The following is a 23,948-nucleotide window of genomic DNA, read 5'->3' on the forward strand; positions in this document are numbered from 1 at the left end:
GATCTACCAGGTGTCGATCTCCAGGTCGTCCAGCTCGTCGACGGCGACGCGGTCCTCCACGGCGAGGGTCGTGACCATCCGCTCGGCCTCCTCGGCCGTGACGAACCTGCCGTGCAGCTCCCGCTTGTCGGGGTAGGGCGTCTCCAGCCACAGCTGCGGCCGGTCCGGCCCGTCCCCCTTCCACATCACCTGCACGGTGCCGCCGGAGCGGCCGTTGAACACCAGGAAGTACCCGTCGACCCGTTCCAGGTTCCCCAGCGCTGTGAGCGCCTGCTCCAGCGGGACGGGCGACTTGAGGGTGCCGTCGCGGTACCGGTCGTTGGCCCGCATCACCAGCATCGGATAGGAAACGTCCGGGTCGGCGACCAGGGTGGCCTGGTCGGCGTCCGCGCCGTGGAACAGCGGGCCGAGCCCCTCCCACAGCCGGTCGGCCGGGACGGACACCTCCAGCTCGTTCCGGCCGTCCGTCAGGGCGCCGTTGTAGCGGTCCCAGTCGCGGCACAGCCGCAGCTCCCGGCCCCGGACGTCGCGCAGGACGATCTCGATGTCCGGGGTGAGGCTCCTCGCGTAGTTGTCCAGCGCGGTCTTCGCGGACATGATCATGTCCTGCGCCTTCGGGAGGGGCAGCCCGCGCTTCGGGCCGTTGGTCCGGCTGACCAGGGCGCGCGGCACCGGATTCCGGTCCCATTCGCCGTGACGCAGGGACAGGCCCTTGCCCATGACGGCCCACCGGAACCGCGAGGCGGGCTCCCCGTCGGCGACCTCGCCGCGGTAGGCGGGGACGACCTGCAGCCCGCGCTCCCTCAACTCCGGGTCGCGTTTGTCCCAGAATGGGGCCTGACCGGGGCCGAGCAGGACGGCCCGGTCCAGCGCGAAGCCCGGCACGTCGATCGGCCGGACGTGAACGGTGTCGCCGAGCTCGGCGTCCATCAGATCGGCCACGGCGTCCAGCAGCGCTTCCACGACGTCCTCGCGATAACCCCGGTTGGATTGGCACACCAGGACGCGGTCGCCGCGGAAGAGGTGGACGAAGGTTCCTATCAAGCCTTCGATGAGGACGTCGTGCCGTCCGATCTGTTTGCTTTCCCAGTCCTGCGAGGCACGCTGCTCTTTGGCGAGCGCGACGAGATCGAGAGCCATGCGCCCGCACGATAACGCCCGCCGACGACATTCACCGGCGAACTGCGGAACGTCCCGTCGGCCGGCGACCTCGGCCCGGAGGACCTGCAGAAGCTCTCGGCCTAGTCCAACGCCGTCCGGCAGGGCATGCGGCCGGAGCACGAGAAGAGGCCGGTGCCTGCTGGGCACCGGCCTCGTAGCGGCGGAGGATGCGAGATTCGAACTCGCGAGCGCTTGCACGCAACACGCTTTCCAAGCGTGCGCCCTAGGCCACTAGGCGAATCCTCCACGGGGAAGCCTACCGGTTCTCGGGCAGTGACCTGACATCAATTACGGCCGAGACCGGGATCGGTCCGTAGACGTGCGGGAAGACCTCGTCGCCCGCGGGTTCGTAGCGGACGGGGGCGTCGAGCCGGGACACGTCGACCACCAGCAGCACCAGGTCCGAGCGGGGAACCCCCGTGTAGAAGCGGCCGAGGACGCCCTCGACCTGGGCCATGTCGGACGAGCAGTGGACGAAGCCCTCCTCGCCGAGTGTCCGCCCGAGCGTCGACATCGTGTACGACACTCCGGTGTCGCGGGCGGCGTCCCAGTGGGTTCGTTCGGCGATGTGCAGGAGCGTGCCGTGCGTCGGGGCGGACATGAGGCGGAGACTACGCGGAAGCGTGGCCATCCTGGGCGGCGGATGCCATAGACTCTGAGGCAGACCCCTCGCATGGCGTCACCCTGTGAACCTCCCCAGGGCCGGAAGGCAGCAAGGATAAGCAGGCTCTGGCGGGTGTGCGGGGGGTCCCTTGATTTAGGGACACCGCGTCCATGGGACACCGCGTCTGACGCTCTGCTTTTCGAGGGAGGGCGGCTCCCCGATGAGTCTGGCTCTGTACCGCAAGTACCGGCCAGCGACGTTCGCCGAGCTGAAGGGCCAGGAGCACGTCGCCGAGCCCTTGCAGCAGGCGTTGCGCAACGGCCGGATCAACCACGCGTACCTGTTCAGCGGTCCGCGCGGCTGCGGTAAGACGTCCAGCGCCCGCATCCTCGCCCGCTCCCTGAACTGCGAACAGGGGCCGACCCCCGACCCGTGCGGCAAGTGCGACTCGTGCGTCGCCCTCGGCCCTGCGGGGACCGGGCACATCGACGTGATCGAGATCGACGCCGCGTCCCACGGCGGTGTCGACGACGCCCGCGACCTGCGGGAGCGGGCCTTCTTCGCCCCGGTGTCGGCGCGCTTCAAGGTGTACATCATCGACGAGGCGCACATGGTCACCCGGGAGGGTTTCAACGCGCTGCTGAAGCTCGTGGAGGAACCGCCGCCGCACCTGAAGTTCGTGTTCGCGACGACCGAGCCGGAGAAGGTCATCGGGACGATCCGGTCCCGGACGCACCACTACCCGTTCCGGCTGATCCCGCCCGGTGTACTCACCGAACTCGTCGAGGAGATACTCCGGTCGGAGGACGTCCCGTACGAGGCGTCGGCGCTGCCGCTGGCGGTCCGGGCGGGCGCCGGCTCGGCCCGCGACACCCTGTCGATCCTCGACCAGCTCCTCGCCGGTTCGGACGAGGACGGCATCACCTACGCGCGGGCCGTGTCCCTCCTCGGATACACCGACTCCGCGCTCCTGGACGAGGTCATCGCGGCATTCGCGGCCCGCGACGGCGCGGCGGTCTTCGCCGCCGTCGACCGGGTCGTCGAGAGCGGCCAGGACCCCCGCCGCTTCACCGCCGACCTGCTGGAACGCGTCCGCGACCTGGTGATCCTGTCGAACGTCCCCGAGGCGGGCGGGTCCGGGCTGCTGAACGTCGCACCGGACGAGCTGGAGCACATGCGGCGCCAGGCGGCCTCTCTCGGGCGGGGCGAGCTGACCCGCGCGGCGGACCTGCTGCACACCGGCCTCACCGAGATGCGCGGCGCCACGTCCCCGCGGCTGCTGCTGGAACTGATCTGCGCACGGATCCTGCTGCCCGCCGCATACGAGGACGAGGCGTCGATGTTCGCCCGCCTCGACCGCCTCGAACGCCAAGCCTCCCAGGGCGGCTTCACCGGCGCCCCGGCCCCGGCGGCGACGCCGGCTCCGGCTCCAGCCACGCCCACGCCGCCGCCCACGCCGCCGCCCACGGCTCCGGCTCCGGCTCCGGCTGAACAGGCTCCCCGTCCGCCTGAACAGGCTCCCCGTCCGCCTGAACGCCCTTCTCCGCCGCCCGCGCGGGAACGTCCGCCCGCGGCCGCCGCCGAGCCGGCACCCGGTCCGGCGCCCAGTCCGGCCGCAGCCGGCGGGGGGATGGACTTCTCCGCCGTGCAGCGGCTCTGGCCGGACGTCGTCGAGGCCGTCAAGCAGAAGAGCCGCGCCACCTGGATGGTCATCATGGCCGGGGTGCAGCCGGTCTCGCTGGACGGGAAGGTCCTCACCCTGGGGTTCGACGCCGAGGGACGCCGCCTGGGCTTCGTCAACGGCGGGCGTGACACCGTCCTCCGCGAGGTCTTCAAGGAACGGATGGGCGTCGACTGGCGGATCGAGACCGTCGTCGGCGCCGCGCCCGCCGGGCGGCCGCCCGGCCGGCCGGGCCCTAATGGCGGGTTCGGTACGGCGGCCACACCGAACCCGGCCTCACGGCAGCAGCCGCGGCCGCCCGCGCAGCCGGCCGCCGCGCCGCCGGCCCCCCGGGCCGAGGCGGCCCTGGAACCACCGCCTCCGCCGCCGGACGAGCCTCCGCCGCCACCCGAACCCACCCCGGTGGACGAGAGCGACGAGGTCGACCCGGAAGGCGACGCGGACGCCGACGGCGCGGAGGCCGAGATGAGCGGGATGGCGCTCATCCAGCGTGAGCTGGGCGGCCAGATCATCCGCGAGATCGACAACTCCTCCACGCGTTAGCGGGGACGCGGAACACCCGTCCAAGATCTTCACGTTTGGGCACACCGGCGACCGTACTTACGGCGGGGCGCCGGAAACCCGTAGTCTCGGGGGACGGACATCCGGTGGCTGGCGGAGCGCCAGAGAGAAGGCCCTCTCGGGGGGCCGGAAGAGGGAGTGCACCGTGGAACCCGGTGGTCAGTTGAACATGCAGGAACTGCTTCAGCAGGCGCAGGCCATGCAGGAGCAGCTCTTCAGCGCGCAGCGCGAACTCGCGGAGGCCGAGGTGAAGGGTACCGCCGGCGGCGGGCTCGTCACCGCGACGGTCAACGGGCAGGGCGAGGTCACGGGACTGTCGATCGACCCGAAGGCCGTCGACACCGACGACGCGGCCGACACGGCGGAGACCATCGCCGACCTGGTGCTGGCCGCGATCCGCGACGCCGGCCGCGAGGCACAGCAGCTGCAGCAGGAGAAGATGGGACCGCTCGCCGAGGGCCTCGGCGGCGGAGGCGGCATCCCCGGTCTCGGTGGAGGCGGCGGGCTGCCCGGCGGTTTCCCCGGCCTCGGGGGCCCCGGTTCCGGCTCCGGCGCCTGATCCGGCCGGTCGAGAGAAAGGAGGGGTCCGTTGTACGAAGGGGTGGTCCAGAACCTCATCGACGAGCTGGGCAGGCTGCCCGGCGTCGGCCCCAAGAGCGCGCAGCGGATCGCCTTCCATCTCCTCGCCGCCGACCCGGCCGACGTCGAGCGTCTCGGTAAGGCGCTCAAGGAGGTCAAGGACAAGGTCCGCTTCTGCATGACGTGCGGGAACGTCGCGGAAGAGGAGGAGTGCCGGATCTGCCGTGACGCGCGCCGCGACCCGAGCGTCATCTGCGTCGTCGAGGAGTCCAAGGACGTCGTCGCGATCGAGAAGACCCGCGAGTTCCGCGGCCGCTACCACGTCCTCGGCGGCGCGATCAGCCCCATCGAGGGCGTCGGCCCGGACGACCTGCGGATCCGCGAGCTGATGCAGCGCCTCGCGGACGGGACGGTGACGGAGCTGATCCTCGCCACCGACCCCAACCTGGAAGGCGAGGCGACGGCGACGTATCTCGCCCGGCTCGTCAAGCCCATGGGCCTCACCGTCACCCGTCTGGCCAGCGGCCTGCCGGTGGGTGGCGACCTCGAGTACGCCGACGAGGTGACGCTGGGCCGCGCATTCGAAGGACGGAGGCTGCTCGATGTCTGACACCAACAGCCCGCAGGACTGGAACGCCCTCGCCGAACGCGTGGCGTGCCATGTCGACAACTACCTGAACGGACTGGAGGCCGTCGCCCGCGGTGACGGCGGTACGCACACCATCCCGCTGCTTCTCCTTGAGGTGTCGCAGGTCATCCTCGCCGGTGCGCAGCTCGGCGCCAGCGCCGACGTGATCCTCCCGGACAACTGGGAGCCGGAGGTCGGCGACGACCCCGACCTCGACGCCGTCCGGCAGGGCCTGTCCGAGCGGCTGGTCGCCCTGGACGAGTACGTCGAGGTGTTCGACCCGTACAAGGACACCGAGCCCACGTCCTACCGCCTGTCGGACGACCTGGTCGACGTCGCCAGCGACCTCGTCCACGGGTTGCGCCACTACAACCAGGACCGCCCCCTGGAAGCCCTCTGGTGGTGGCAGTACTCCTACTTCAACCACTGGGGCAACCACGCCGGTGCCGCGCTGCGCGCCCTTCACGCCTTCGTCGCCAACGCCCGCCTGGACGTCGCCCCAGAGGCCGAGGCGGCGCCCGCCTAGCCGGACGCGCCGGGCCCGGCCGGCGCGCCCAGCGCCCACGCGATCACCTCGGCCGCCTTCTCGGCGTCCGAGCCGATCTGCCCGCCGGTCTCCGAGCCCCACGCGTACGACCCGAGGTCGCCGTCCCACACGACGTGCGCCTCCTGCCCCCGGTACGCGACGTGCAACCGGGGATCGCCGTCGCCGTCGCCGTCCGGACGCGTCGCGGCCACCTGCGGCGCCCGCCGCCGTAGCGCCGCGTACAAGGATTCCAGCGGCCCCCTGCGGACCCGCGGCAACTCGGCCATCAGCTCTCCCATCAGCTCGGTCACCGCGGCGCACGCCCCGGCCGGGGCGGGGCACGGACGCAACGGATCACGGGCGGGCGGGATGAACCACGGCATCCCGCCGGCCCCTGCCGTTACATAGACGCTTTGCCCCACTATTCGGTGGTCCGCGTGGAGGGGCGGGGTCAGCGGATGGCGGTGAGGACCTCGTGGGCGACGGCGTCGCGTTCGGCCGCCTCCTGCTCCGCCGCCTCCTTCTCGGCCTGGACGCGGGTGTCGTACGCGGCGCGGGCGGCGGCGATCGCGTTCTGGTGCTCTTCCGTCCAGGTGACCAGCGAGCGGATCGTCTCGTGCAGGGTCACCCCCATGGGCGTGAGCGCGTAGTCGACGCGCGGCGGGACGGTCGGATGCACCGTCCGGCTGACCAGCCCGTCCCGCTCCAGATGCCGGAGGGTTCTGGCGAGCATCCGCTGGCTGATGCCGTCGATCCGGCGGCGCAGCTCGGTGAACCGCAGCGAACGCTGGTCCAGCAACGCGATGATCAGCAGCGACCACTTGTCCGCGACGCGCTCCAGGATCTGCCGGACCTCGCAGTCGTTGCGCGTGTGCCACTGCAGGACGTCCTCGTCGGCGGCGGTATCCCCGCAGTAACCGGGGGACGCGAAAGTTCCGTCTTCCATGATGCCCAATGGTGACTGACGATGCTGTCGGTAACAAGAGGGAACCGGCATCCATGAAGGTAACCGGGCCCTCCTCCCAGAGGAGTCGGCTCATGTCCACATCCGCTGCCCGTATGGACAGACGTGCCTGGGCGCAATTGCTCGTGCTGTGCGGCGCTGTCTTCCTGGAGGGCATCGACGTCGCGATGCTCAACGTCGCGCTGCCGTCGATCCGGGCGGACCTCGGCCTGTCGACCGGGATGCTCAGCGGCGTCATCAGCGCCTATGTGCTCGGCTACGGCGGGTTCATGCTGCTGGGCGGACGCACCGCCGACCTGCTCGGCCACCGCCGCGTGTTCCTCTTCTGGCTGGTGGTCTTCCTGCTGTTCTCCGGGCTCGGCGGGTTCGCCACGAGCGGCTGGACGCTGCTGGCCGCCCGGTTCGTCACCGGGGTCGCGTCGGCGTTCATGGCCCCGGCGGGGCTCGCGCTCGTCACCGCCATGTTCCCGGCCGGACCCGCGCGCACCAGGGCGCTCGGCGTCTACGCGGGCACGGCCGCGGGCGGCTTCACGCTCGGTCTCGTCGCCGGCGGGCTGCTCACCTCGCTCGGCTGGCGCTGGGTGTTCTTCGCGCCGGTCATCCTGGCGGCGGTCATCCTGGCCGCGGCGGTTCCCCTGGTCAGGGATCCTGACTCCGCCCGGCCCCGCGGCATCTCGGGCGGCTTCGACCTGGTGGGCGCGTTCAGCGTCACCGGCGCGATGCTGCTGCTCGCGTACGGGGTCGTCCGGCTGGAACGCCCCGGCGACGGCGCCGCGCTGACCGCGGGCGCCTTCGCCGGCGGCCTGGCGCTCCTCGCCGCGTTCGTCGCGGTCGAGCACAGGGCCGCGAAGCCGCTCGTCCGCCTCGGAATCCTCCGTTCGGCCGCACTGGTGCGGACGGATCTGAGCGCGCTGCTGTTCATCGGCGCCTTCGCGGGCTTCCAGTTCCTGATGACGTTGTATCTGCAGGAACTCCGCGGCTGGACGACCTGGCAGACCGGCCTGGCCATGCTCGTCCTCGGCATCGACACCGTCCTCGCGCCCACCGTGACGCCGCGCCTGGTGAACCGCTTCGGGAACCTCCGGGTCCTGCTCGGCGGCCTCGTCCTCGCGGCCGCGGCGTACGGGCTGTTCCTGCCCGTCGGCCTCGACTGGGCCTACACGACCATGTTCCCGATCATGGGATTGCTGGGGCTGGCGTTCGCCCTGGCCTACGGCCCGCTGACGATGGCCGCCACGGAAGGCGTCGACGAGAGCGAACACGGCCTGGCCGGCGGCCTGTTCTACACCGCGATCCAGTTCGGCACGGCGCTCGGCCTGTCCGCCGTGACCGCCGTCCAGGTCGCGGCTCTGGGCGGCGACGGCTCGCGGGGCGCGAGCCTCGACGCCCTCCGGATCGCCCTTGCGGTCCCCTTCGCGGCCGCCCTGGCCGCAGCTGTGATCACCGCGTTCGGCCTCCGCGCCCGTGCGACGCGAACCGCCGAACCGGTGCCCGACCCCATCAAGATCACCACTTAGGGGTTCGCCCGCGCCCCGTGCCGTCGGCCCGTGCCGTCGGCCCGGTGAGCGGGCGGGGCCGCGCAGTGAGCAGCGGGCGTGCCGCGCAGTCCGGCACGCCCGCTTCCGCTGGTCTCGATCAACCGCCGGGTTTCGTGATCGGCGCCGTCCAGGTCGCCTTCCATGTCTTCGGACCGACGATGCCGTCGATCTGAAGCTTCTTCTCCTTCTGGAATGCGCGGCAGACCTTCTCGGAGTGCGGGCCGTAGATGCTGTCCACCACGATGCTCGTCCAGCCCCGCTTGCGCATCTGCATCTGCCAGGTGCGGACGTCATCGCCCTTCATGGGCGGTGGCTGCGTGATGTTTCTGCCCGGCCACGGCGGAGCCTTTGCCGTCTGAGTTTCATGCTCAGTCATGATCGTTACTCTCCTGTACTCGGTTTCTCCGACAAAACTCACTCTCCGTCCGGTGAGTTCGCGTATCAACGTCAATCAAGGAAGATTTCAGTAAAGAGCGCTGTAGCTGCATTCTCCGGCGGACTCCGGATGAACCTAGATATAATTGGACATTCAACCCCTGGTGCGGTTCCGCCGGAACCGACCCTTTGGTGCGCTGCCGTTCGGCGACGGCGACGGCGACGGCGACGGCACCGTGGCCGTCGCTTCCGGACGGACGATCTCACCTGACGCCCTCGGATCGGCGGTTCCGTGCACGCCTTCCAGCACCGCCTGGCCCTGCCTGTCCACGAACTTCGTGAACAGCTCCTGCGAGTAGCCGAAGATGACCGCCCAGGCGATGATCTGGGCCGATGTGTCGAGGGCGCTCAGTCCGGGGATGAACGCGCCGCGCAGGAGCAGGAGCCCGAGTACGGCCACGAGCGCCCCGGTGGGGAGTTTCAGGAGGGCGAGCGCAACGGGGATCCCGAAGGCGGTCGACGTCCCCCGGACCTTCCGCAGGGCCGTGGCCGCCGCGATGCTGGCCGCCGTCACGCCGGCGATCTCGACGATGGCGTAGTCCGCCGGCGCGGCGACCCGGCCGACCTGCTGCTCGGCCTGCGCACCGGGCGGCAGCGGAGCGGACCTGCTGGGGCAGACGATGCCGAACTCCTGCTGGGAGCCGTTCGCGAGCGTGAAGCACAGCGGCACGGCGGATGTCCAGATGGCACTGAACACGGCGATGGCGACCGCCAGACAGAACAGGAGCGCCGTCACCCACCGGACCATGCGCACGAAGTTCGTGGCGCGCAGTTTCTCCTTCAGCGAGGCCTCACGCGCGGCGTCGACGGCCTCCAGCACGGCCCCCACAGACTGGGGCGACGGCGTGAAGTCCTGGTTCGCCAGCTGCGCCTGCTGCATGTTCCGTGCGAGGTTCTCGGCGGCGACCCTGCGCGTGTCGTCCGCCGGCAGGTGCTGCTTGATGATCGCGAACAGGTCCGGCAGGTGCGGCACGACGTCCTCGGCCGGAAGCGTTCTCAACCACATGGTGCGCGCGGAATTGACGTGCATCTGCGCCGCGGTCACATGGGACGCCGTCGGGGCCCGCCAATGCTGATCGAAATCGATGACGCTGTGCGCCCGGTCCAGCGCCTGCCGGGCGCGGGCCAGCAGGTGTGCGCGTTCGGCGGATTGGGGCTTCGTGAACTCGCCGGCATCCAGCGCGGCGTCCAATTCCCGGGCATTCGCGCGAACCGCTTCGCAGAGCGCCCATGAAGTGCGTTCGCTCCGCCATTCGGAGACTCTGGACGCGAAAGGTAGTCGCGATTTCGTTCGGCTCATGCGCGCAAGTCCCTCCGGGATGCCGCGCCGCCCATCGTCCTCGGAGCCCAGAGTTCAGCGTAATTGTGCGGCAGCCGTGGAAATCCATGCCACGGTACATTGTGCGTCACGTTCGAACAGCTCACGCGGACGGTCGGACGGCGGGCGCGGCGGACGGGGGCCCAGGCGACCGCGCGGCCGCCTCCCCGCTCCGCGGGCAGAGAGTTACCTGGTTGTGATCCATTTTGGCGGGCTCGGTACACTCGTCGTTCGGTACGCCTGACCCCGATCCGAGGAGCGCCCGCTCGTGGCTCTAATCGTGCAGAAGTACGGTGGCTCCTCCGTCGCCGACGCCGAAGGCGTCAAGCGGGTCGCCCAGCGCATCGTCGCGACGAAGAAGGCGGGCAACGACGTGGTCGTCGTCGTGTCCGCCATGGGTGACACGACGGATGATCTCATCGATATGGCCAAGCAGGTCAGTCCCCTGCCGCCGGGCCGTGAGCTCGACATGCTGCTCACCGCCGGCGAACGGATCTCGATGGCCCTGCTGGCCATGGCCATCGCGAACCTGGGCCACGAGGCCCGCTCGTTCACCGGCTCCCAGGCCGGTGTGATCACCGACGGCTCGCACGGCAAAGCGAAGATCATCGATGTGACGCCGGGGCGGATACGGACCGCGCTGGACGAGGGCTCGATCTGCATCGTGGCCGGTTTCCAGGGGGTCTCGCAGGGCACCAAGGACATCACCACGCTCGGCCGCGGCGGGTCCGACACCACCGCGGTCGCGCTGGCGGCGTCGCTCGGCGCCGACGTCTGCGAGATCTACTCTGACGTCGACGGTGTTTTCACCGCCGACCCGCGCATCGTGCCCGCCGCCCATAAGATTCCGAAGATCTCCTACGAGGAGATGCTGGAGATGGCGGCGAACGGTGCGAAAATCCTGCATCTGCGCTGCGTGGAGTACGCGCGCCGCTACAACATCCCGATCCATGTGCGGTCCTCGTTCAGTCAGAAGGAAGGCACCTGGGTCGTCGACAGCAGCGAGATCGAAGGACACGACATGGAGCAGGCGATCATCTCCGGCGTCGCCCACGACCGGAGCGAAGCCAAGATCACCGTGGTGGGCGTTCCGGACAAGGTCGGTGAGGCCGCCGCGATCTTCACGGTGCTGTCCGATGCCGAGATCAACATCGACATGATCGTGCAGAACGTGTCGGCGGCGTCCACCGGACGCACCGACATCTCGTTCACGCTCCCGTCGACCGACGGGCAGACGGCGCTGACCGCCCTCAACAAGCTGAAGGACCGCATCGGGTTCGAGTCGCTCCGCTACGACGACCGGATCGGCAAGGTCTCGCTGATCGGCGCGGGGATGCGCTCGCACCCCGGTGTCACCGCCAAGCTGTTCGGCGCGATCGCCGACGCCGGGGTCAACATCGAGATGATCTCCACTTCGGAGATCCGGATCTCCGTCGTGGTCGCCCAGGACGACGTCGACACCTCGGTCGCCGCGGCGCACCACGCGTTCGACCTCGACGCCGAGCAGGTCGAGGCCGTCGTCTACGGAGGCACCGGCCGCTGACCAGCGCGAAGGCCGCGCGGCCGGAGGAGCGGGCGCCGGTCGCGGCGGCCTTCGCGGAATGAGCACGACGGCGTGGCGGGCTTTAGGGTGGCAGGCGTGACCGAGACGAAGGCCGTGAAGTCCGAGCAGACGCGGTCCCTGATCGTCGAGACGGCGCTGCGGCTGTTCAGGGAACGCGGATACGAGGCGACGACGATGCGGGCGATCGCCAAGGAGGCGGGCGTCTCGGTCGGCAACGCCTACTACTACTTCGGCTCCAAGGAAGAGCTGATCCAGGCCTACTATGACGAGTTGCAGGACGAGCACCTCGCCGCCTGCCGTGCCGTCCTGGACGCGGAGACGGAGTTCGCGCGGCGGCTGCTGGGCGTGCTGATGGCCCGCGTCGACACGATGGTCCCGTACCACGAGTTCGCGGGGAAGTTCTTCAAGTTCGCCGCCGAGCCGACGAGCCCGCTCAACCCGTTCAGCGCCGAGTCGGGCCCGGCCCGCGAGTCGGCGGTCGCGATCTACCGCGAGGTCGTGGAAGGCTCCGACCTGAAGATCGACAAGGAGTTCCGGGCGGAGCTGCCCGAGCTGCTGTGGATCTACTCGATGGGCATCGTCCTGTACTGGGTGCACGACAGCTCGCCGGGCTGCCGCAAGACGTATCTGCTGGTGGAACGGACGGTCCCGCTGGTCAACCGTATGGTGTCGATGTCGCGCATGCCGGGTTTCAAGTCGGTGACCCGGGAGCTGGTCGGCATCATCCGCGAGGTCCGCGCCTGACCACGCGGCGCCTGTGCGCTCACCGGAAGGTGACGTCCCAGTGGTCCTTCTCGCGGGCGAACAGCGCACCGCCCGGTGAACGGTAGAGCTCGGCGCCGTCGCCCCGGACACCGGCGGACGGGTAGCGCTTGATCGCCCGGTCGACGCAGCGTCCCGGTGCGATGTCGGCCTTGTAGCCGTTCCAGTGGCTGTGGGTGCCGCTCGCGTGCCCGCGCTCGGTGCCGCCGGTGACGGTGATCTCGCAGCCGCTTGACTCCGCGAAGCCGATCAGCCCTTTGATCGTCCCCCAGCGGATGTTCTCGAACGATGTGCAGGTCGTGACCTTCCGGTTGGAGCAGCCGCCGGTCGACGTCCAGCGGATGCCGTTTCCCCGCAGAATGTCCTTGACGAACCGCTGCTCCAGGCGCTGTGACTCGGGAATGTCCAGCGGCAGGACGCCCGGACGCACGGCACCCGAGGGGGCGGCGGCCTTCTCAGGCGCGACGCCCTGGGAAGGCGCGTGCTGTGGCGCGGCGTTCGCGGATGTGGCGCCTTGGGGTGCGGCACCGGTGGGCTCGGTCCCCGGGAGCATGGCGCCCTGCGGTGGGACGTCCGGAGACGCGGCGTTCTGGGGTGGGACGTCCGGTGGTGCGGTCCCCTGGAGAAGAGCCGGCGGTGAGGCCGAACGAGGGAGCGGCCCGGGTCCGGCAGCCGGATCGGTGGCCGGGTGGGCGGCGGATGCCCGGTCTGGTGCGGCGGTGAGCGTCGTGGTGGCGACGGCGAGTCCGGTCACCAGGGCCGTCAGGCGGAACGCCGGGCCGTGCACCCCGGGTTTTCGATGGCCGGCGGCGGCCTGCCGGACGAGCGCATGGACGTGCTGAAGCCGTGTCATGTGATCCCCCCGATCAACGACGGTCGAGCGCCGGGGGGCGAGCCGGGTCCTTACCGGCTCATTGCTCAGTGGCGGCCGGTCGGAGGAATGCCCGACCTTCGATCTTGTAAACCCGGGGGCGGGCGAGGCCCTCGCCCGCCCCCGGGGTAGATCACGACATACCGAGATGCTTCCGTGCAAAGCCGATTTCGGCGGCCATCTGGGTGATCCGTTCCTCGACGACGAGGGAGCCGTGCCCGGCGTCGTACCGGTAAACCTCGTGCGGATGGCCCAGCTCGCCGAGCCGCCCGAGGTAGTTGTCGATCTGCCGGATGGGGCAGCGCGGGTCGTTCTCCCCGGCCAGGATCATCACCGGCGCCCTGACCTGCGAGACGTACGTGATCGGTGACGATTCGCGGTAGCGGTCCGGGACCTCGTCCGGGGAGCCGCCGAACAGCGACCGGTCGAACGCCTGCAGGCCCTCCATCTCGTCCTCGTACGCGGCGACGTAGTCGGCGACGGGGACGGCCGCGACGCCGACGCTCCAGTCGTCCGGCTGCGTGCCGACGCCGAGAAGGGTAAGGAAACCGCCCCACGACCCGCCCGTCAGGACGAGCCGCGCCGGGTCGGCGAGCCCGCTGGACACCGCCCAGTCGCGGACGGCCTTGATGTCCTCCAGTTCGGTGAGCCCGACCCGTCCCTCGATGGCGTCGCGCCACTGCGACCCGTAGCCCGTCGACCCCCGGTAATTGACGCGGACGACGGCGAACCCATGGTCGATCCAGGCGGCGACGGGCGCGACGAACGAGTCGTCGTCCTGCGCCGTCGGCCCGCCGTGGACGTCGAACACGGTCGGGTGGGGACGGTCGCCGTCCGGCTTGCTGACCAGCGCGTGGATGCGGCCGCCGGGGCCGTCGACCCACACGTCCTCGACCGGGACGGACGGCGGCGCGGCCGGACCCGGCGGCGTGAGGACGACCGCACCGGACGTCGACCTGATCACCGGGGGTTCGGCGGCGGACGACCAGGAGAACTCGACGGTCCCGTCCGGCCGGACGTCCGCGCCGCCGAGCACCCCGCGCGGTGTGTCGATCTTCGTGAGGGTCTCGTCGGACAGGTCGTAGCGGTACAGCTCGTCGCGCGCCTCGTGCGAGTGGGAGATCAGCAGCGCCGTCCCGTCCGGGTACCAGCCGGCGCCGATCTCACCGGGCAGGTCGAGGACGATCTCCTGTTCGGTGCCGATGACGGGGTCCCAGATCAGCATCTCGTCCCGGCCGCGCCGCTCGTGGTTGACCAGGAGCCGCGAATCCCCCTCGACCGGGGCGAACCCGGCCCCGTACACGCCCTTGCCGGGACCGTCCCACAGGTCGCGGACCGTGGCGCCGTCCGGGCGGACCACGCGCAGGGCCATGTGGCGGCTGTCGCCGTGCTCGCTGTGCCCGATCGCGATGAGGCTCTCCCCCCGCGAGAGCGCGGCGACGTGCGCGTCCTCCGCGTGGTGGTAGAGCACCTCGGGTGAGGCGCCGGCCTGGCACAGGTAGATCGTGTTGCCCTCGTCGGTCGTCCGCCCGACGACGGCAAGTCCGGTTCGGCCCAGGCACAGCCCGGACGGGTACGACGGCTCCAGTCCGGGGACGGCCTCGACGCTCTCCGCCCCTTCCTCCGCGTCGAACGGGACGCGTTTCCACACACCGAACTCGTCGCCGTCCGTATCGGCGAACCACCACACCCATTCACCGGACGGGTCGATGGTGCCCATCCATGTGCCGTTGGGCCGTTCGGTCACCTGACGTTGCGCGCCGGTGTCACGGTCCCACGTGTAGATTTCCCAAGTCCCGGTGACGTTCGACCGGTAGATGCTGTGGCTCGGGGCGTCTCGCGCCCATCGGGGCAGGCTCATCCGGGCGGCCCGGAATCGCGCCTTCCAGCGTTCGTCGTCGACCATCTCCCCGATGTTACGGCCGATCAGACGTTCGTCGACACCATGACGGCCGCGTTCCGCCGAACGGCCGTCCGGGCGGGTCAGGGGGCGGTGAGGCGGCCGAGGAGCTGATCGATCGCGGCGCGGACCTGCCGGTCCATGGCGCGGGCGAAGCCCGCCTCGACGGTGACCTGGGCGCCGGGGCGCAGCCGCGCGAGGGTGTCGGTGAGATCGCCGAGGTCCTGCTCGTCGATGCGTCCGACGACGTGCGTGGCGATCAGCCGGATGAACATGGCGGCCAGGTCGTCCATGCTGCGCTGGAGCTCCTGCCCGGCCGAGAGGACCTCTTGCAGTGGAACCCCCGCCTGGACGAGCGTCACCGTCGCCTCCAGCTGGCGGCGGCTCCAGTGGGTGACGCGGTCGCCGTCCACTTCGATGTGGCCTAGGGCGACGGCCCTCTCCAGGGATTTCGGGTCGACCTCTCCAGGGAACAGCGCTGCCAGATCGTCCAGCGTCATCGTCACCGGGACTTCCTGCGACCACGGCGTCGTGACGGCCTTCTCGACGCCGAGGACGGCGCCGATGTCGCGGCCCTGCTCCCACGCCGACAGCAGTTCGCGGATGCCTTCGAGGGTGTGGCCGCGTTCGAGGAGGTTCCCGATCATGCGGAGGCGCGCGAGATGGTCCTCGGAGTAGAGGCCGATGCGTCCTTCGCGGCGCGGTGGCGGCAGCAGCTTGCGTTCCTGGTAGTAGCGCAGCGTCCGCACCGGGACGCCGGCGGCCTTCGCGAGTTCGCCGATGCGGTACTCGCGGCCACCGCCGCCGGGGTGGACGTCCTGATCGTCCATCGGCTCTTCGCTCACGGCCGCAAGCATAGTTCGCGGCCGGAGACGGTCACGCCCCGTATCGTCCGCTGGCGGAACGTGTCAGTGATCGCGCACGTCGGAGACATGTCATCGTCCTGGAGACACGTCGTCGTCTTAGTCGCAGCCGCGGAAAGGCCGAACATGCCGAAGAAACGTCCCGTCGCCCTCGCGCTCACCGTCCTGGTCGCCACGTTCGGGCTGACGGCCTGCGGTGGGGGGAGCCGCTGGTGCGAGCACGACGCGACCGACCGGGAGGTCGCCGACCGGTACTGCGAGAACAACACGCCGGGGTACGAGTGGGAGTCCGGTAGCAAGTCCAAGAAGAAGTCCAAGACGAAGAGCAGGACGCGCCACTGACCCGGAACGTCCGCCCTCGACCGGCGGACCGCGCGGGGTGTCTCGGCGCGGCGGCTAAGTGACGCGCCGGACGGTCATGGTCTTGCGTTGTCGACGCCGGCGCCTTTCGTTCACGGCCTGGGACGCCTCGGTGGCGAGCAGGTCGCGCAGCGAACGCGGGACGATGTCCTCGCGCCGGTCGGTGAACGGTGAACGCATCGGGCTTCCTCCCTTGTCGTGGGGACTGTCAGGTGTCGTGGGGCCGTCAGGCGGCGGTGACGAGGTCGCGGTGGTAGGCCTCGGACACGGTGGTGAGCGCCCAGCGCATCCGCTGGAGGTAGGTCTCGGGGTGGTCACCGGCCTCCTGGGCGACGGCTGCGACGCAGGCGGAGCGGTCGCCGCCGCACGCGCCGAACCGGTCGCCGATGGCCGTCCGGACCTGCTCGGCGGAGGGGTGGTCGGAGGCCTGGATCCCGCAGCAGAACAGGATCTCGGCCAGGTCGGACGTGGTGAGCGAGGTGAGGGTCGGCGTGTTCGACATCTTTGCCTTCTTCCTGCGGAGGGGTCCTCGTTCCCCTGCTGCTGAATATGACTCTGCCCGCGGGGCGAATTAATCGCCATCGGGGAAAACCCCCAACCGGGGTGGAGTAATCCCCCGGGAGATCCGTGGTCCTGGCCCCCTGAGACGGACCCTGACCACTGGGGTGGAGTCAGGGTGCGGGGGGCGGGGTTCCGGCGCGGTGCTCGGTGACTTTCCAGGTTAGTTCCGCTCTGCAAATCCGCCGGCGAGCGCGTCCCGGAAGGCGTGCACGGCCGGGTGCGAGCCGCCTCCGCGGCGGGACGCGGTGAAAAGGCGGCGCACCCGCTCCTCCTCCGGAAGCCGCACGACCGGCACCGTCGGCGGCCGTCCCGACCACACGAGCCCCGGCAGCAGCGCGGCGGCATGACCGCGCTCGGCCAGCCGGAGATGCAGCAGCAGGTCGGTGGACTCGAACCGCACGTCCGGCTCGAACCCCGCCGCGCGGCAGAGCCTCGTCGCCCACCGCCGGGACGCGGTACCGGCGGGCTCCATGACCCACGGCACCCCCGCGAGATCCGCCGGCCCCCCATCGGCCGGTGCGGGGATGGCCAGGGTCATCTCGTCCTCGCCGAGTTCGGCGTACTCGATCCCCGCCGGGCGCGGGCTCGGGTCGCCCGGGTACTCCTCGGTGATGACCAGGTCGAAGTCCCGCGCGAGCAGGCCGGGGAGGGCACTTTCGGGCTCCCGCTGGGTGAGCTCCACGCGCAGCCGCGGATGGGCGTCGCGGAGCAGGCTGAGCGCGTCCGGAACGAGTGCGAGCGCGGCCGTCTGGAACGCGGCGACGCGCAGCACCCCGGTGATGCCCCGCAGGGACGCGGCGAGGTCGGCCTCCGCGCGTTCGAGGCGCTCCAGCACGGCCTCGGTGTGCGCGACGAGGATCTCCGCCTGCGCCGTCAGCCGGACGCGCCGCCCCACCGGCTCCAGCAGCGGCACGCCGGCCTCCTTCTCCAGGACGGACAGCTGCTGCGAGATCGACGACGGACTGTAGGAGAGGGCCTCGGCGACGGCGGCGAGCGTCCCGCGATGCTTCAGCTCGCGGAGCAGCCGGAGCCGGTGGAGATCCAACACGGAGACCCCTCCCCATTCATCGGTTCTGCTGATGATTATCGCTCAGAAACATTCGCTGGACCGATGGAAGTGGCCTGCGGAAACGTGTGACCCATGGCCACAGCTCCCGCCTCGCTCGGTTTGTCCTGGTTCACTCGTCCGGCCGCCAGGGCGTGGACGTGCCCGCCCGCCCCCGCCGACGTCGCGTCCTTCCACCGGACGCTCCCCGGATACGCCCCCACGCCGCTCGTGGAACTGCCGTCCCTGGCCGCCGAACTCGGTGTCCGGCGGCTGTTCGTGAAGGACGAGTCGTCCCGCCTCGGGCTGCCCGCGTTCAAGATCCTCGGCGCCTCGTGGGGGGTGCACCGGGCGCTCTGCGAGCACCACGGCCTGCCGCCCCGCGCCCCGCTCGCGCGGCCGCGCGACCTCGCTCGCCACGGCGGCGCAGCCGGGCCTCCGGTGCGGCTCGTCACCGCGACGGACGGCAACCACGGCCGCGCGGTCGCCGCCATGGCCCGCATGCTGGGGCTCGCCGCGGACGTCTTCGTCCCGCACGGCGTCCACCCGGCCGCCGTGGCCGCGATCAAGGAGGAGGGCGCGGGCGTCACCGAGGTGCCGGCACCCTACGACGAGGCGGTCCGGTTCGCGGCGGACGTCGCGGCCTCCGACCCCTCGGCGCTGCTCGTCCAGGACACCGCCTGGCCAGGCTACGAGCGCGTGCCGCAGTGGATCGTCGACGGCTACTCCACACTCTTCACCGAAATCGACGAACAGCTCGCCGCGGCCGGCGCGGTCCCAGCCGGCCTTGTCGCCGTCCCAGCCGGCGTGGGTTCGCTGGCCCAGGCGGCCGTGACCCACTACAGGGCCGGACGATCCGCACCCACCTTGCTCTGCGTGGAGCCTGATGCGGCGCCTTGCGTGTTGGCGAGCCTCCACCACGACCGTCCGGTCACCGTCCAGACCGGATCGACCACCATGGCGGGGCTCAACTGCGCCACACCGTCCAGCCTCGCCTGGCCGTTCCTCCGCTCGGGCCTGGACGCGGCGGTGGCGGTCACCGACGCCGCCACCGCCCGCACGGCCCGCGACCTGGCCGCCCTTGGCGTTTCCGCAGGCCCCTGCGGAGCCGCCTCCCTGGCCGGAGCCCGCGCGGCCCTCACTCCGCGTCGTCGCTCCGCTCTCGCGCCCCAACACCGAGAGACGGTCGTCCTCCTGAGCACGGAGGGCTCGACAGCCAACCCTGCTTGATGCGCGGTGTCGCGCATGCCATGAACCGATGCCTCTTTAGGGACATTGCGGAGAAAGGGGTTAATTTCGTCCCTACGCGTCGGTAACATGCCTACCCCACCGCGCTCGCGCGGGCGGCACCCGCCAACGACATGGGGGACATCCCATGAAGCCCGACCTGGAGCAGTTCCTCACCGAACGCCTCGACGAGATCACCGCCGAGGTGGTCGGCGAGATCACCACCCGCGTCCCCGCCTACACGCATGTGCGGGCCAGTGCCGTGCTGACACTCGTCCGGGACGCCCTCACCGGCTACCTCGGCGTCCGGGACCGGGGGGCGGTGCTCGACTCGTTCCGCGACCTCGGAGCCAGCGAGGCCCACGCCGGCCAGGAGATCCACCACTTCGAGTCGGCGCTGCGCGCCGGCGCCCGCGTCGTCGTCCGCCGGACGGCCAACGCCGCCGCCCGCATCTACCCGCCCACGACCGAGTTCATCACGGTCATGGAGACCGCCTTCACCGCCGAGGAGGAGATCGTCGATGCCGCGGTCGACGGCCACTGCCGGGCCATGCGCCCCGAAATGGACCGCCGCCTCCACGCCCTCCTCAGCGAGAACTAGGCCGGACGCTCGTCCCTGCCGCTAGTGCTGGTGGACCGCCCTTTCGTTCGGGACGCAGTGGGTCATCTTCAGCCCGTCCACGTTCCGCGGGCCGTTCTTCCCGAGGTTCTCGAGCCGCTGCCTGTCCTCGTCCGTGAGGTCCTGGCCGGGTAGCGGATCCAGATGCTTGACGTCATCCGGGCCGATCCCGAGCCCGTCGCCGACGCGCAGCCCCAGGTCGTCCTCGACCAGCAGGAAATGCCACACCATCCGCTCCTGCACGGGACGCGCGCACTCGGAGATCAGCTCGACGAAATTGCTCACCAGATCGTCGCGCTCCCAGTCCTCCATCAGCCGGTACCGCTGGCCCGCCTGCCTGTAGTCGTTCGCCCGCTCGATGCGCATGCGGGTCAGCCGGCCGCGGATCTCCGGGCCCTGCTCGTCGTGCACCGGATCCCGGCCCTCCCGCAGGCCGCCGGTGATGGACGGCTCGTAGTTCACGTGCGGGTTCTCGCCCCCGGAATCGACGTAGTAGGCCATCTCCCCGTCGCGCTGATTCGTCTGCACCCGGGAGCCCTTGGCCTGGTTCACGGGCAGCTGCAGGTAATTCGGCCCCACCCGGTGGCGCTGCGTGTCGCTGTAGGAGAACGTCCGCCCGACGAGCATCTTGTCGTCGGAGAAGTCGAGGCCGTCGACGAGAACACCCGTGCCGAACGAGATCTGCTCGTTCTCGGCGAAGTTGTTCTCGACGTTCTTGTCCAGGACGATCCGTCCCACCGGCAGCGCGGGGAACTGGTCCTCGGGCCAGACCTTGGTGTCGTCGAGCGGATCGAAGTCCAGTTCCGCGTGTTCGTGGTCGTCCATCATCTGAACGAGAAGCTCCCACTCCGGGAACTCGCCGCGGTCGATGGCGTCGCGCAGATCCTTGGTGGCATGCCCGAGTTCACCGGCCTGCACCGCCGCCGCGTCCTGCCCCGTCATGCTCCGCACACCCTGCTTCGGCATCCAGTGGTACTTGACGAGCTTCGTCTCGCCCGCCTGGTTCACCCACTTGTAGGTGTTCACGCCGAAGCCCTGCATGTGCCGGTAGTCGGACGGGATTCCACGCGGGCTGAAGAGGTTGACGAGCATGTGCATCGACTCGGGGCTCTGCGACATGAAGTCGAAGATCCTCGCCGGTTCCTGGCGGAACGTCACCGGGTCCGGCTTGAGCGCGTGGATGACGTCGGGGAACTTGATGGCGTCGCGGATGAAGAAGACCGCCAGGTTGTTCCCGACGAGGTCCCAGTTGCCGTCCTCGGTGTAGAACTTGATGGCGAACCCACGCGGGTCCCGCGCCGCCTCGGACGAGTCGCGGCCGCCGATGACCGTGGAGAACCGCAGCGCGATCGGCGTCCGCTTCCCCTGTTCCTGGAACAGTTTCGCCCGGGTGTACGACGCGATCGGCTCGTCGCCCCATTTCCCGTACGCCTCGAAGAACCCGTACGTCGTCACACCCCGCGCATGGACGACACGTTCTGGAATGCGCTCCCGGTCGAAGTGGCTGATCTTCTCCAGGAACTGATAGTTCTCCAGCGTCGCCGGGCCCCGGGAACCCACCGTGCGCTGGTTCTGGTTGTCGTAGACCGGGTGGCCCTGCCGGTTGGTGAGCACCGGACGCTCGTCCCCCGGCTGCGGCCCCCCACTCGAAACGTCCGTCACGACACCGTCTCCTCTCGCTGGTTTCGTGCGGCCCTACCCGAAGGGCGCGCAAACCAACGTCCCCCCAGGTAAACCGTCATCCAGCCCCCCACCCACCACCATTCAGCGGACGAGCTTCGCGCGGCCACGCCGACTGCGCCAGTGGACGCTGGCAGTTTGTTGCTTGGGTGACAAGAAATCTGCGTCCGCCGTCGTCAGAATCAGGGCCATGAAGAAGCTGAGCAAGGCGGCGGCGGTTCTGGCGCTATCCGGGACGCTGACCCTGGCCGCAACGGTCCCGGCCCAGGCGGCCCCCACGCCCGAGCCCGAACGCCAGGTCCCGGAGAGCGTCGTCAAGCAACTCCCAGCCCCTCTCCAGACAGCTGTGGAGGAGAACATGGGCGACATCGGATGGGACGACAAGGGCCCCTACATCGTCTGGGGCAACATGAACTGCCACATCCACCTCCTACTCCCCTGGGAATGGACGTGGGCGTGGGGAACAGGCCCCTGCTGGTTCTAGAGACCCCGGGTCAGGGACCAGAGCGGTCCTGATCAGCGGAGTGCGGCCGTGAGGTCGTCCAGGTACCGGGAAACCGGGCCGAAGGTGAGGAGCCCGCTGCCGGCGCCGGCCAGTTCCTCCGCGGCCGGGGCCAGTTCGTCGCGTGCACGTTCCATCGCCTCGCGGTCGTCGACCGCGATGGCGGCCCGTGCGGTGAGGCACCACATGGCCTCGAACAGCAGATCACGCGGCGGATCCGGTGCCTTCCGCAGTGCCGTGGCGCCTTCGCCTCGCCGCCCTTCCGCCAGCAGAACCAGCGGACGGGCCCACGGCAGGTAAGGCCCCCAATCGGTGTGCGCGTCCGTCTGCGCAGGCCGCCCGTCCCGGACCCGGAGGGCCAGTTCCGCCAGCGCGGGCAACCCGGCCTCGAACCCGGGCATACCGGAACCGTCCATCCGCGCAACGGCGTCCCGGTAGGCGGCCTCCACCTCTTCTCCCGGCACCTGATCGGACGCGGCGAGCCGCAGCGCCCGATACCAGGCGGTGAACACACCCACCAGCGGACGCTCATGGCGCTCGGCAAGACGCTCCGCCGCCGCGGCATGGCCATCGGCTCCCGCGAAATCGGCGAGCGCACTCCGGGCCTGGAGCCGGACGAGGTGTCCCAGCACCTCGTAGCTGACCAAACCGTGCCGGGCGGACAGTTCGACGAGTTCGGCGCCGATCCCGTCCCGCTGCGGAGCCGACCCCGCCCGATGGAAGCTCTGCATGAACACGCCGTTGAGAGTGAACGCCAACAGCGCCGGATCGTCCAGGCCGCGGGCTATCCGCTCCGCTTCCCGAGCCGCTTCACGACCGCGGCCGGTGCGGGCACCGCGCGACTCCAGCGCGACCGTGGCCAGCAGCCGCGCCCGCGTCACCGAGGGCCCGCCGGCCGTCAGCGCGGCGAGGGTGCGCTCCGCCGCCGCCACCACCTGCGATGCCTGCTCCGGGTCGTCCGACCGCGTCCAGATCGCGGGGACGTCGTATGCGCCGATCACCCGCGCGGTCAGCTCGGCATCGCCCAGCTCCTCGGCCGCCGCGATGGCCGCCATGCGTTGCTCGCGCGCCGCCTCCAGTCCACCGCCGCCGGTCACCGCGAGGTTGCGCAGGATCCCGACCGTCGACTCCAGCCGGGACCGCGCACCGGACGCCACCGTGCGGTCATACGCCTCGGTCGCCTGCGCCCACACGCGGGACGCCGCGTCCTGGCCGGGCTCCAGGCGGTCGGCCTGGTGCAGCATGTCGTCCTCCAGCCCGCGCAACGCCGGACCGGGGTCGATCCCGAGCTGCTCGACCAGCAGCGTCCGGGCCCGGCGCAGCACCGCCAGCGCGTCCCCCTGCCGGCCCGTGCGGTACAGCGCGAGGGCCAGCAGCCGCCACGCCTCCTCGCGCCAGGGATGCTCGGCGACATGCGCGTCCAGATCCGGCACCGCATCGGCGGCGAGCCCCAGCGCCAGTTTCGCCTCGGCCCGGCGCTCGACGGCCCGCAACCGCAACTCCGCCAGACGCGCACGCTCCGCACGAGCCCAGTGCTCGTCGGCGAAATCGGCATAAGCAGGCCCGCGCCACCACCCCAGCGCCTCGTCCAGACGCGGAATCAGCTCCTCTGCCGGACGGGTCACGTCACCTACCACCTGCTCGAACCGCCAGGCGTCCACCCCGTCCACGTCGGCCCGCAGCGCATACCCGGGTCCCTCGGTGACCAGCAGCCGGGACGGTGCCCTCGGCGGACGCTCAGGCTCCAAGGCACGCCGCAACGCCGCCACGAACGTACGAACCGCCCCCACCGCGTCTGGCGGCGGATCCAGCCAGAGATCGTCGACCAGCCGCGTCACCGGGACGACACGCCCCCGGGCGACGATCAGCCGCGCCAGCACCGCACGATGTCTCGGCCCCCTCAAAGCGAGCACGCCGCCGGAGCCGTCCCACGCCGTCACCGGCCCCAAAACCCCGAAAACGACCCCCACGCAGGCAACGCTATAGCGCGCTCATCGAA

At 70.6% G+C, this 23,948-nt stretch carries 25 protein-coding genes, 1 tRNA gene and 1 other RNA gene; 12 read left to right on the forward strand and 15 right to left on the reverse strand.

Features of this window, described 5'->3' with window-relative positions; genetic code table 11:
- Nucleotides 1–3: 3 nt before the first annotated feature.
- From ACGFK0_RS13095 to ACGFK0_RS13105, 3 genes are all read right to left on the reverse strand, one after another.
- A complete protein-coding gene (locus ACGFK0_RS13095) occupies nt 4–1,140 on the reverse strand; it encodes a hypothetical protein (RefSeq protein WP_392903914.1) in 1,137 nt (378 codons plus the stop codon).
- A gap of 182 nt (nt 1,141–1,322) precedes the next feature.
- Nucleotides 1,323–1,407 (reverse strand) — tRNA-Ser (locus ACGFK0_RS13100).
- Nucleotides 1,408–1,417: 10 nt separating this feature from the next.
- A complete protein-coding gene (locus tag ACGFK0_RS13105; protein ID WP_392903917.1) occupies nt 1,418–1,762 on the reverse strand; it encodes a DUF952 domain-containing protein in 345 nt (114 codons plus the stop codon).
- Between the two features lie 59 nt (nt 1,763–1,821).
- On the opposite strand from ACGFK0_RS13105, the gene ffs reads away from it, so the two are divergent.
- From ffs to ACGFK0_RS13130, 5 genes are all read left to right on the forward strand, one after another.
- Nucleotides 1,822–1,917, forward strand: an RNA gene (ffs, locus tag ACGFK0_RS13110) — signal recognition particle sRNA small type.
- Nucleotides 1,918–1,985: 68 nt separating this feature from the next.
- Nucleotides 1,986–3,989, forward strand: a complete 2,004-nt coding sequence (locus ACGFK0_RS13115; protein ID WP_392903921.1) for a DNA polymerase III subunit gamma and tau — start codon at nt 1,986–1,988, stop codon at nt 3,987–3,989.
- 187 nt (nt 3,990–4,176) lie between these two features.
- A complete protein-coding gene (locus tag ACGFK0_RS13120) occupies nt 4,177–4,566 on the forward strand; it encodes a YbaB/EbfC family nucleoid-associated protein (RefSeq protein ID WP_392904068.1) in 390 nt (129 codons plus the stop codon).
- Nucleotides 4,567–4,596: 30 nt separating this feature from the next.
- Nucleotides 4,597–5,196 (forward strand): recombination mediator RecR, encoded by a 600-nt coding sequence (gene recR / locus ACGFK0_RS13125; RefSeq protein WP_392903923.1) that lies wholly within the window; start codon nt 4,597–4,599, stop codon nt 5,194–5,196.
- Complete coding sequence (locus ACGFK0_RS13130) at nt 5,189–5,740, forward strand: DUF5063 domain-containing protein (protein ID WP_392903926.1); 552 nt, start codon at nt 5,189–5,191, stop codon at nt 5,738–5,740. The genes recR and ACGFK0_RS13130 overlap by 8 nt, the downstream gene beginning before the upstream one ends.
- Here the strand turns inward: ACGFK0_RS13130 and ACGFK0_RS13135 are convergent.
- The gene (locus ACGFK0_RS13135) at nt 5,737–6,123 is read right to left on the reverse strand and encodes a hypothetical protein (protein ID WP_392903928.1); all 387 of its coding nucleotides are present in this window, start codon (nt 6,121–6,123) and stop codon (nt 5,737–5,739) included. The two genes, ACGFK0_RS13130 and ACGFK0_RS13135, sit on opposite strands and share 4 nt — an antisense overlap.
- Before the next feature lie 68 nt (nt 6,124–6,191).
- Nucleotides 6,192–6,686, reverse strand: a complete 495-nt coding sequence (locus tag ACGFK0_RS13140; RefSeq protein ID WP_392903931.1) for a winged helix-turn-helix transcriptional regulator — start codon at nt 6,684–6,686, stop codon at nt 6,192–6,194.
- A 113-nt stretch (nt 6,687–6,799) separates the two neighbouring features.
- On the opposite strand from ACGFK0_RS13140, the gene ACGFK0_RS13145 reads away from it, so the two are divergent.
- Nucleotides 6,800–8,221: an MFS transporter gene (locus ACGFK0_RS13145; protein ID WP_392903933.1), complete on the forward strand. Its 1,422-nt coding sequence runs from the start codon at nt 6,800–6,802 to the stop codon at nt 8,219–8,221.
- A 118-nt stretch (nt 8,222–8,339) separates the two neighbouring features.
- Here ACGFK0_RS13145 and ACGFK0_RS13150 read toward each other — a convergent pair whose 3' ends face one another.
- A complete protein-coding gene (locus ACGFK0_RS13150; protein WP_392903935.1) occupies nt 8,340–8,618 on the reverse strand; it encodes a peptidoglycan-binding protein in 279 nt (92 codons plus the stop codon).
- A gap of 153 nt (nt 8,619–8,771) precedes the next feature.
- Nucleotides 8,772–9,869, reverse strand: coding sequence for a hypothetical protein (locus ACGFK0_RS13155; RefSeq protein ID WP_392903937.1), 1,098 nt, complete (start codon nt 9,867–9,869; stop codon nt 8,772–8,774).
- 394 nt (nt 9,870–10,263) lie between these two features.
- Between ACGFK0_RS13155 and ACGFK0_RS13160 the strand changes: the two genes are divergently transcribed.
- Nucleotides 10,264–11,538 carry an aspartate kinase gene (locus tag ACGFK0_RS13160; protein WP_392903939.1) on the forward strand — a complete coding sequence of 425 codons (1,275 nt, stop codon included), beginning with the start codon at nt 10,264–10,266 and terminating at the stop codon, nt 11,536–11,538.
- Nucleotides 11,539–11,634: 96 nt separating this feature from the next.
- Nucleotides 11,635–12,303, forward strand: a complete 669-nt coding sequence (locus tag ACGFK0_RS13165; protein ID WP_392903941.1) for a TetR/AcrR family transcriptional regulator — start codon at nt 11,635–11,637, stop codon at nt 12,301–12,303.
- Nucleotides 12,304–12,322: 19 nt separating this feature from the next.
- Here the strand turns inward: ACGFK0_RS13165 and ACGFK0_RS13170 are convergent, their stop codons facing one another.
- The 3 genes from ACGFK0_RS13170 to ACGFK0_RS13180 form a co-directional block, all read right to left on the reverse strand.
- Nucleotides 12,323–13,174, reverse strand: coding sequence for a hypothetical protein (locus tag ACGFK0_RS13170; protein ID WP_392903943.1), 852 nt, complete (start codon nt 13,172–13,174; stop codon nt 12,323–12,325).
- Between the two features lie 151 nt (nt 13,175–13,325).
- Entirely contained in the window at nt 13,326–15,098 is a 1,773-nt protein-coding gene (locus ACGFK0_RS13175; protein ID WP_392903946.1) for a prolyl oligopeptidase family serine peptidase, read from the reverse strand.
- A 77-nt stretch (nt 15,099–15,175) separates the two neighbouring features.
- Nucleotides 15,176–15,937 (reverse strand): MerR family transcriptional regulator, encoded by a 762-nt coding sequence (locus tag ACGFK0_RS13180; RefSeq protein WP_392903948.1) that lies wholly within the window; start codon nt 15,935–15,937, stop codon nt 15,176–15,178.
- A gap of 144 nt (nt 15,938–16,081) precedes the next feature.
- Here ACGFK0_RS13180 and ACGFK0_RS13185 point away from each other — a divergent pair, with 144 nt between their 5' ends.
- The gene (locus ACGFK0_RS13185) at nt 16,082–16,297 is read left to right on the forward strand and encodes a hypothetical protein (RefSeq protein WP_392903950.1); all 216 of its coding nucleotides are present in this window, start codon (nt 16,082–16,084) and stop codon (nt 16,295–16,297) included.
- A 54-nt stretch (nt 16,298–16,351) separates the two neighbouring features.
- On the opposite strand, the gene ACGFK0_RS13190 is transcribed toward ACGFK0_RS13185, so the two are convergent.
- The 3 genes from ACGFK0_RS13190 to ACGFK0_RS13200 form a co-directional block, all read right to left on the reverse strand.
- A complete protein-coding gene (locus ACGFK0_RS13190) occupies nt 16,352–16,495 on the reverse strand; it encodes a hypothetical protein (protein WP_392903952.1) in 144 nt (47 codons plus the stop codon).
- Between the two features lie 46 nt (nt 16,496–16,541).
- Nucleotides 16,542–16,817 carry a hypothetical protein gene (locus tag ACGFK0_RS13195; protein WP_392903955.1) on the reverse strand — a complete coding sequence of 92 codons (276 nt, stop codon included), beginning with the start codon at nt 16,815–16,817 and terminating at the stop codon, nt 16,542–16,544.
- 219 nt (nt 16,818–17,036) lie between these two features.
- The gene (locus ACGFK0_RS13200; protein ID WP_392903957.1) at nt 17,037–17,924 is read right to left on the reverse strand and encodes a LysR family transcriptional regulator; all 888 of its coding nucleotides are present in this window, start codon (nt 17,922–17,924) and stop codon (nt 17,037–17,039) included.
- 93 nt (nt 17,925–18,017) lie between these two features.
- On the opposite strand from ACGFK0_RS13200, the gene ACGFK0_RS13205 reads away from it, so the two are divergent.
- Nucleotides 18,018–19,151 carry a diaminopropionate ammonia-lyase gene (locus ACGFK0_RS13205; RefSeq protein WP_392903959.1) on the forward strand — a complete coding sequence of 378 codons (1,134 nt, stop codon included), beginning with the start codon at nt 18,018–18,020 and terminating at the stop codon, nt 19,149–19,151.
- Between the two features lie 145 nt (nt 19,152–19,296).
- Nucleotides 19,297–19,749: a hypothetical protein gene (locus ACGFK0_RS13210; RefSeq protein ID WP_392903962.1), complete on the forward strand. Its 453-nt coding sequence runs from the start codon at nt 19,297–19,299 to the stop codon at nt 19,747–19,749.
- 21 nt (nt 19,750–19,770) lie between these two features.
- On the opposite strand, the gene ACGFK0_RS13215 is transcribed toward ACGFK0_RS13210, so the two are convergent.
- Nucleotides 19,771–21,429, reverse strand: a complete 1,659-nt coding sequence (locus tag ACGFK0_RS13215) for a catalase (RefSeq protein ID WP_392903964.1) — start codon at nt 21,427–21,429, stop codon at nt 19,771–19,773.
- A gap of 208 nt (nt 21,430–21,637) precedes the next feature.
- On the opposite strand from ACGFK0_RS13215, the gene ACGFK0_RS13220 reads away from it, so the two are divergent.
- Nucleotides 21,638–21,931: a hypothetical protein gene (locus ACGFK0_RS13220; protein WP_392903966.1), complete on the forward strand. Its 294-nt coding sequence runs from the start codon at nt 21,638–21,640 to the stop codon at nt 21,929–21,931.
- Between the two features lie 32 nt (nt 21,932–21,963).
- On the opposite strand, the gene ACGFK0_RS13225 is transcribed toward ACGFK0_RS13220, so the two are convergent.
- Nucleotides 21,964–23,919 carry a BTAD domain-containing putative transcriptional regulator gene (locus tag ACGFK0_RS13225; RefSeq protein ID WP_392903968.1) on the reverse strand — a complete coding sequence of 652 codons (1,956 nt, stop codon included), beginning with the start codon at nt 23,917–23,919 and terminating at the stop codon, nt 21,964–21,966.
- Nucleotides 23,920–23,948: the final 29 nt, after the last annotated feature.

It is taken from the genome of Spirillospora sp. NPDC048823, assembly GCF_043198445.1.
Taxonomy (GTDB): Bacteria; Actinomycetota; Actinomycetes; order Streptosporangiales; family Streptosporangiaceae; genus Spirillospora.

Excerpts from the sequence above, each read along its gene's own strand:
- ACGFK0_RS13095 (WP_392903914.1), bottom strand. The coding sequence starts at position 1,140 with ATGGCTCTCGATCTCGTCGCGCTCGCCAAAGAGCAGCGTGCCTCGCAG.
- ACGFK0_RS13105 (WP_392903917.1), bottom strand. The coding sequence starts at position 1,762 with ATGTCCGCCCCGACGCACGGCACGCTCCTGCACATCGCCGAACGAACC.
- ACGFK0_RS13115 (WP_392903921.1), top strand. The coding sequence starts at position 1,986 with ATGAGTCTGGCTCTGTACCGCAAGTACCGGCCAGCGACGTTCGCCGAG.
- ACGFK0_RS13120 (WP_392904068.1), top strand. The coding sequence starts at position 4,177 with ATGCAGGAACTGCTTCAGCAGGCGCAGGCCATGCAGGAGCAGCTCTTC.
- ACGFK0_RS13130 (WP_392903926.1), top strand. The coding sequence starts at position 5,189 with ATGTCTGACACCAACAGCCCGCAGGACTGGAACGCCCTCGCCGAACGC.
- ACGFK0_RS13135 (WP_392903928.1), bottom strand. The coding sequence starts at position 6,123 with ATGCCGTGGTTCATCCCGCCCGCCCGTGATCCGTTGCGTCCGTGCCCC.
- ACGFK0_RS13140 (WP_392903931.1), bottom strand. The coding sequence starts at position 6,686 with ATGGAAGACGGAACTTTCGCGTCCCCCGGTTACTGCGGGGATACCGCC.
- ACGFK0_RS13145 (WP_392903933.1), top strand. The coding sequence starts at position 6,800 with ATGGACAGACGTGCCTGGGCGCAATTGCTCGTGCTGTGCGGCGCTGTC.
- ACGFK0_RS13150 (WP_392903935.1), bottom strand. The coding sequence starts at position 8,618 with ATGACTGAGCATGAAACTCAGACGGCAAAGGCTCCGCCGTGGCCGGGC.
- ACGFK0_RS13170 (WP_392903943.1), bottom strand. The coding sequence starts at position 13,174 with ATGACACGGCTTCAGCACGTCCATGCGCTCGTCCGGCAGGCCGCCGCC.
- ACGFK0_RS13175 (WP_392903946.1), bottom strand. The coding sequence starts at position 15,098 with ATGGTCGACGACGAACGCTGGAAGGCGCGATTCCGGGCCGCCCGGATG.
- ACGFK0_RS13185 (WP_392903950.1), top strand. The coding sequence starts at position 16,082 with ATGCCGAAGAAACGTCCCGTCGCCCTCGCGCTCACCGTCCTGGTCGCC.
- ACGFK0_RS13190 (WP_392903952.1), bottom strand. The coding sequence starts at position 16,495 with ATGCGTTCACCGTTCACCGACCGGCGCGAGGACATCGTCCCGCGTTCG.
- ACGFK0_RS13195 (WP_392903955.1), bottom strand. The coding sequence starts at position 16,817 with ATGTCGAACACGCCGACCCTCACCTCGCTCACCACGTCCGACCTGGCC.
- ACGFK0_RS13205 (WP_392903959.1), top strand. The coding sequence starts at position 18,018 with ATGGCCACAGCTCCCGCCTCGCTCGGTTTGTCCTGGTTCACTCGTCCG.
- ACGFK0_RS13210 (WP_392903962.1), top strand. The coding sequence starts at position 19,297 with ATGAAGCCCGACCTGGAGCAGTTCCTCACCGAACGCCTCGACGAGATC.
- ACGFK0_RS13220 (WP_392903966.1), top strand. The coding sequence starts at position 21,638 with ATGAAGAAGCTGAGCAAGGCGGCGGCGGTTCTGGCGCTATCCGGGACG.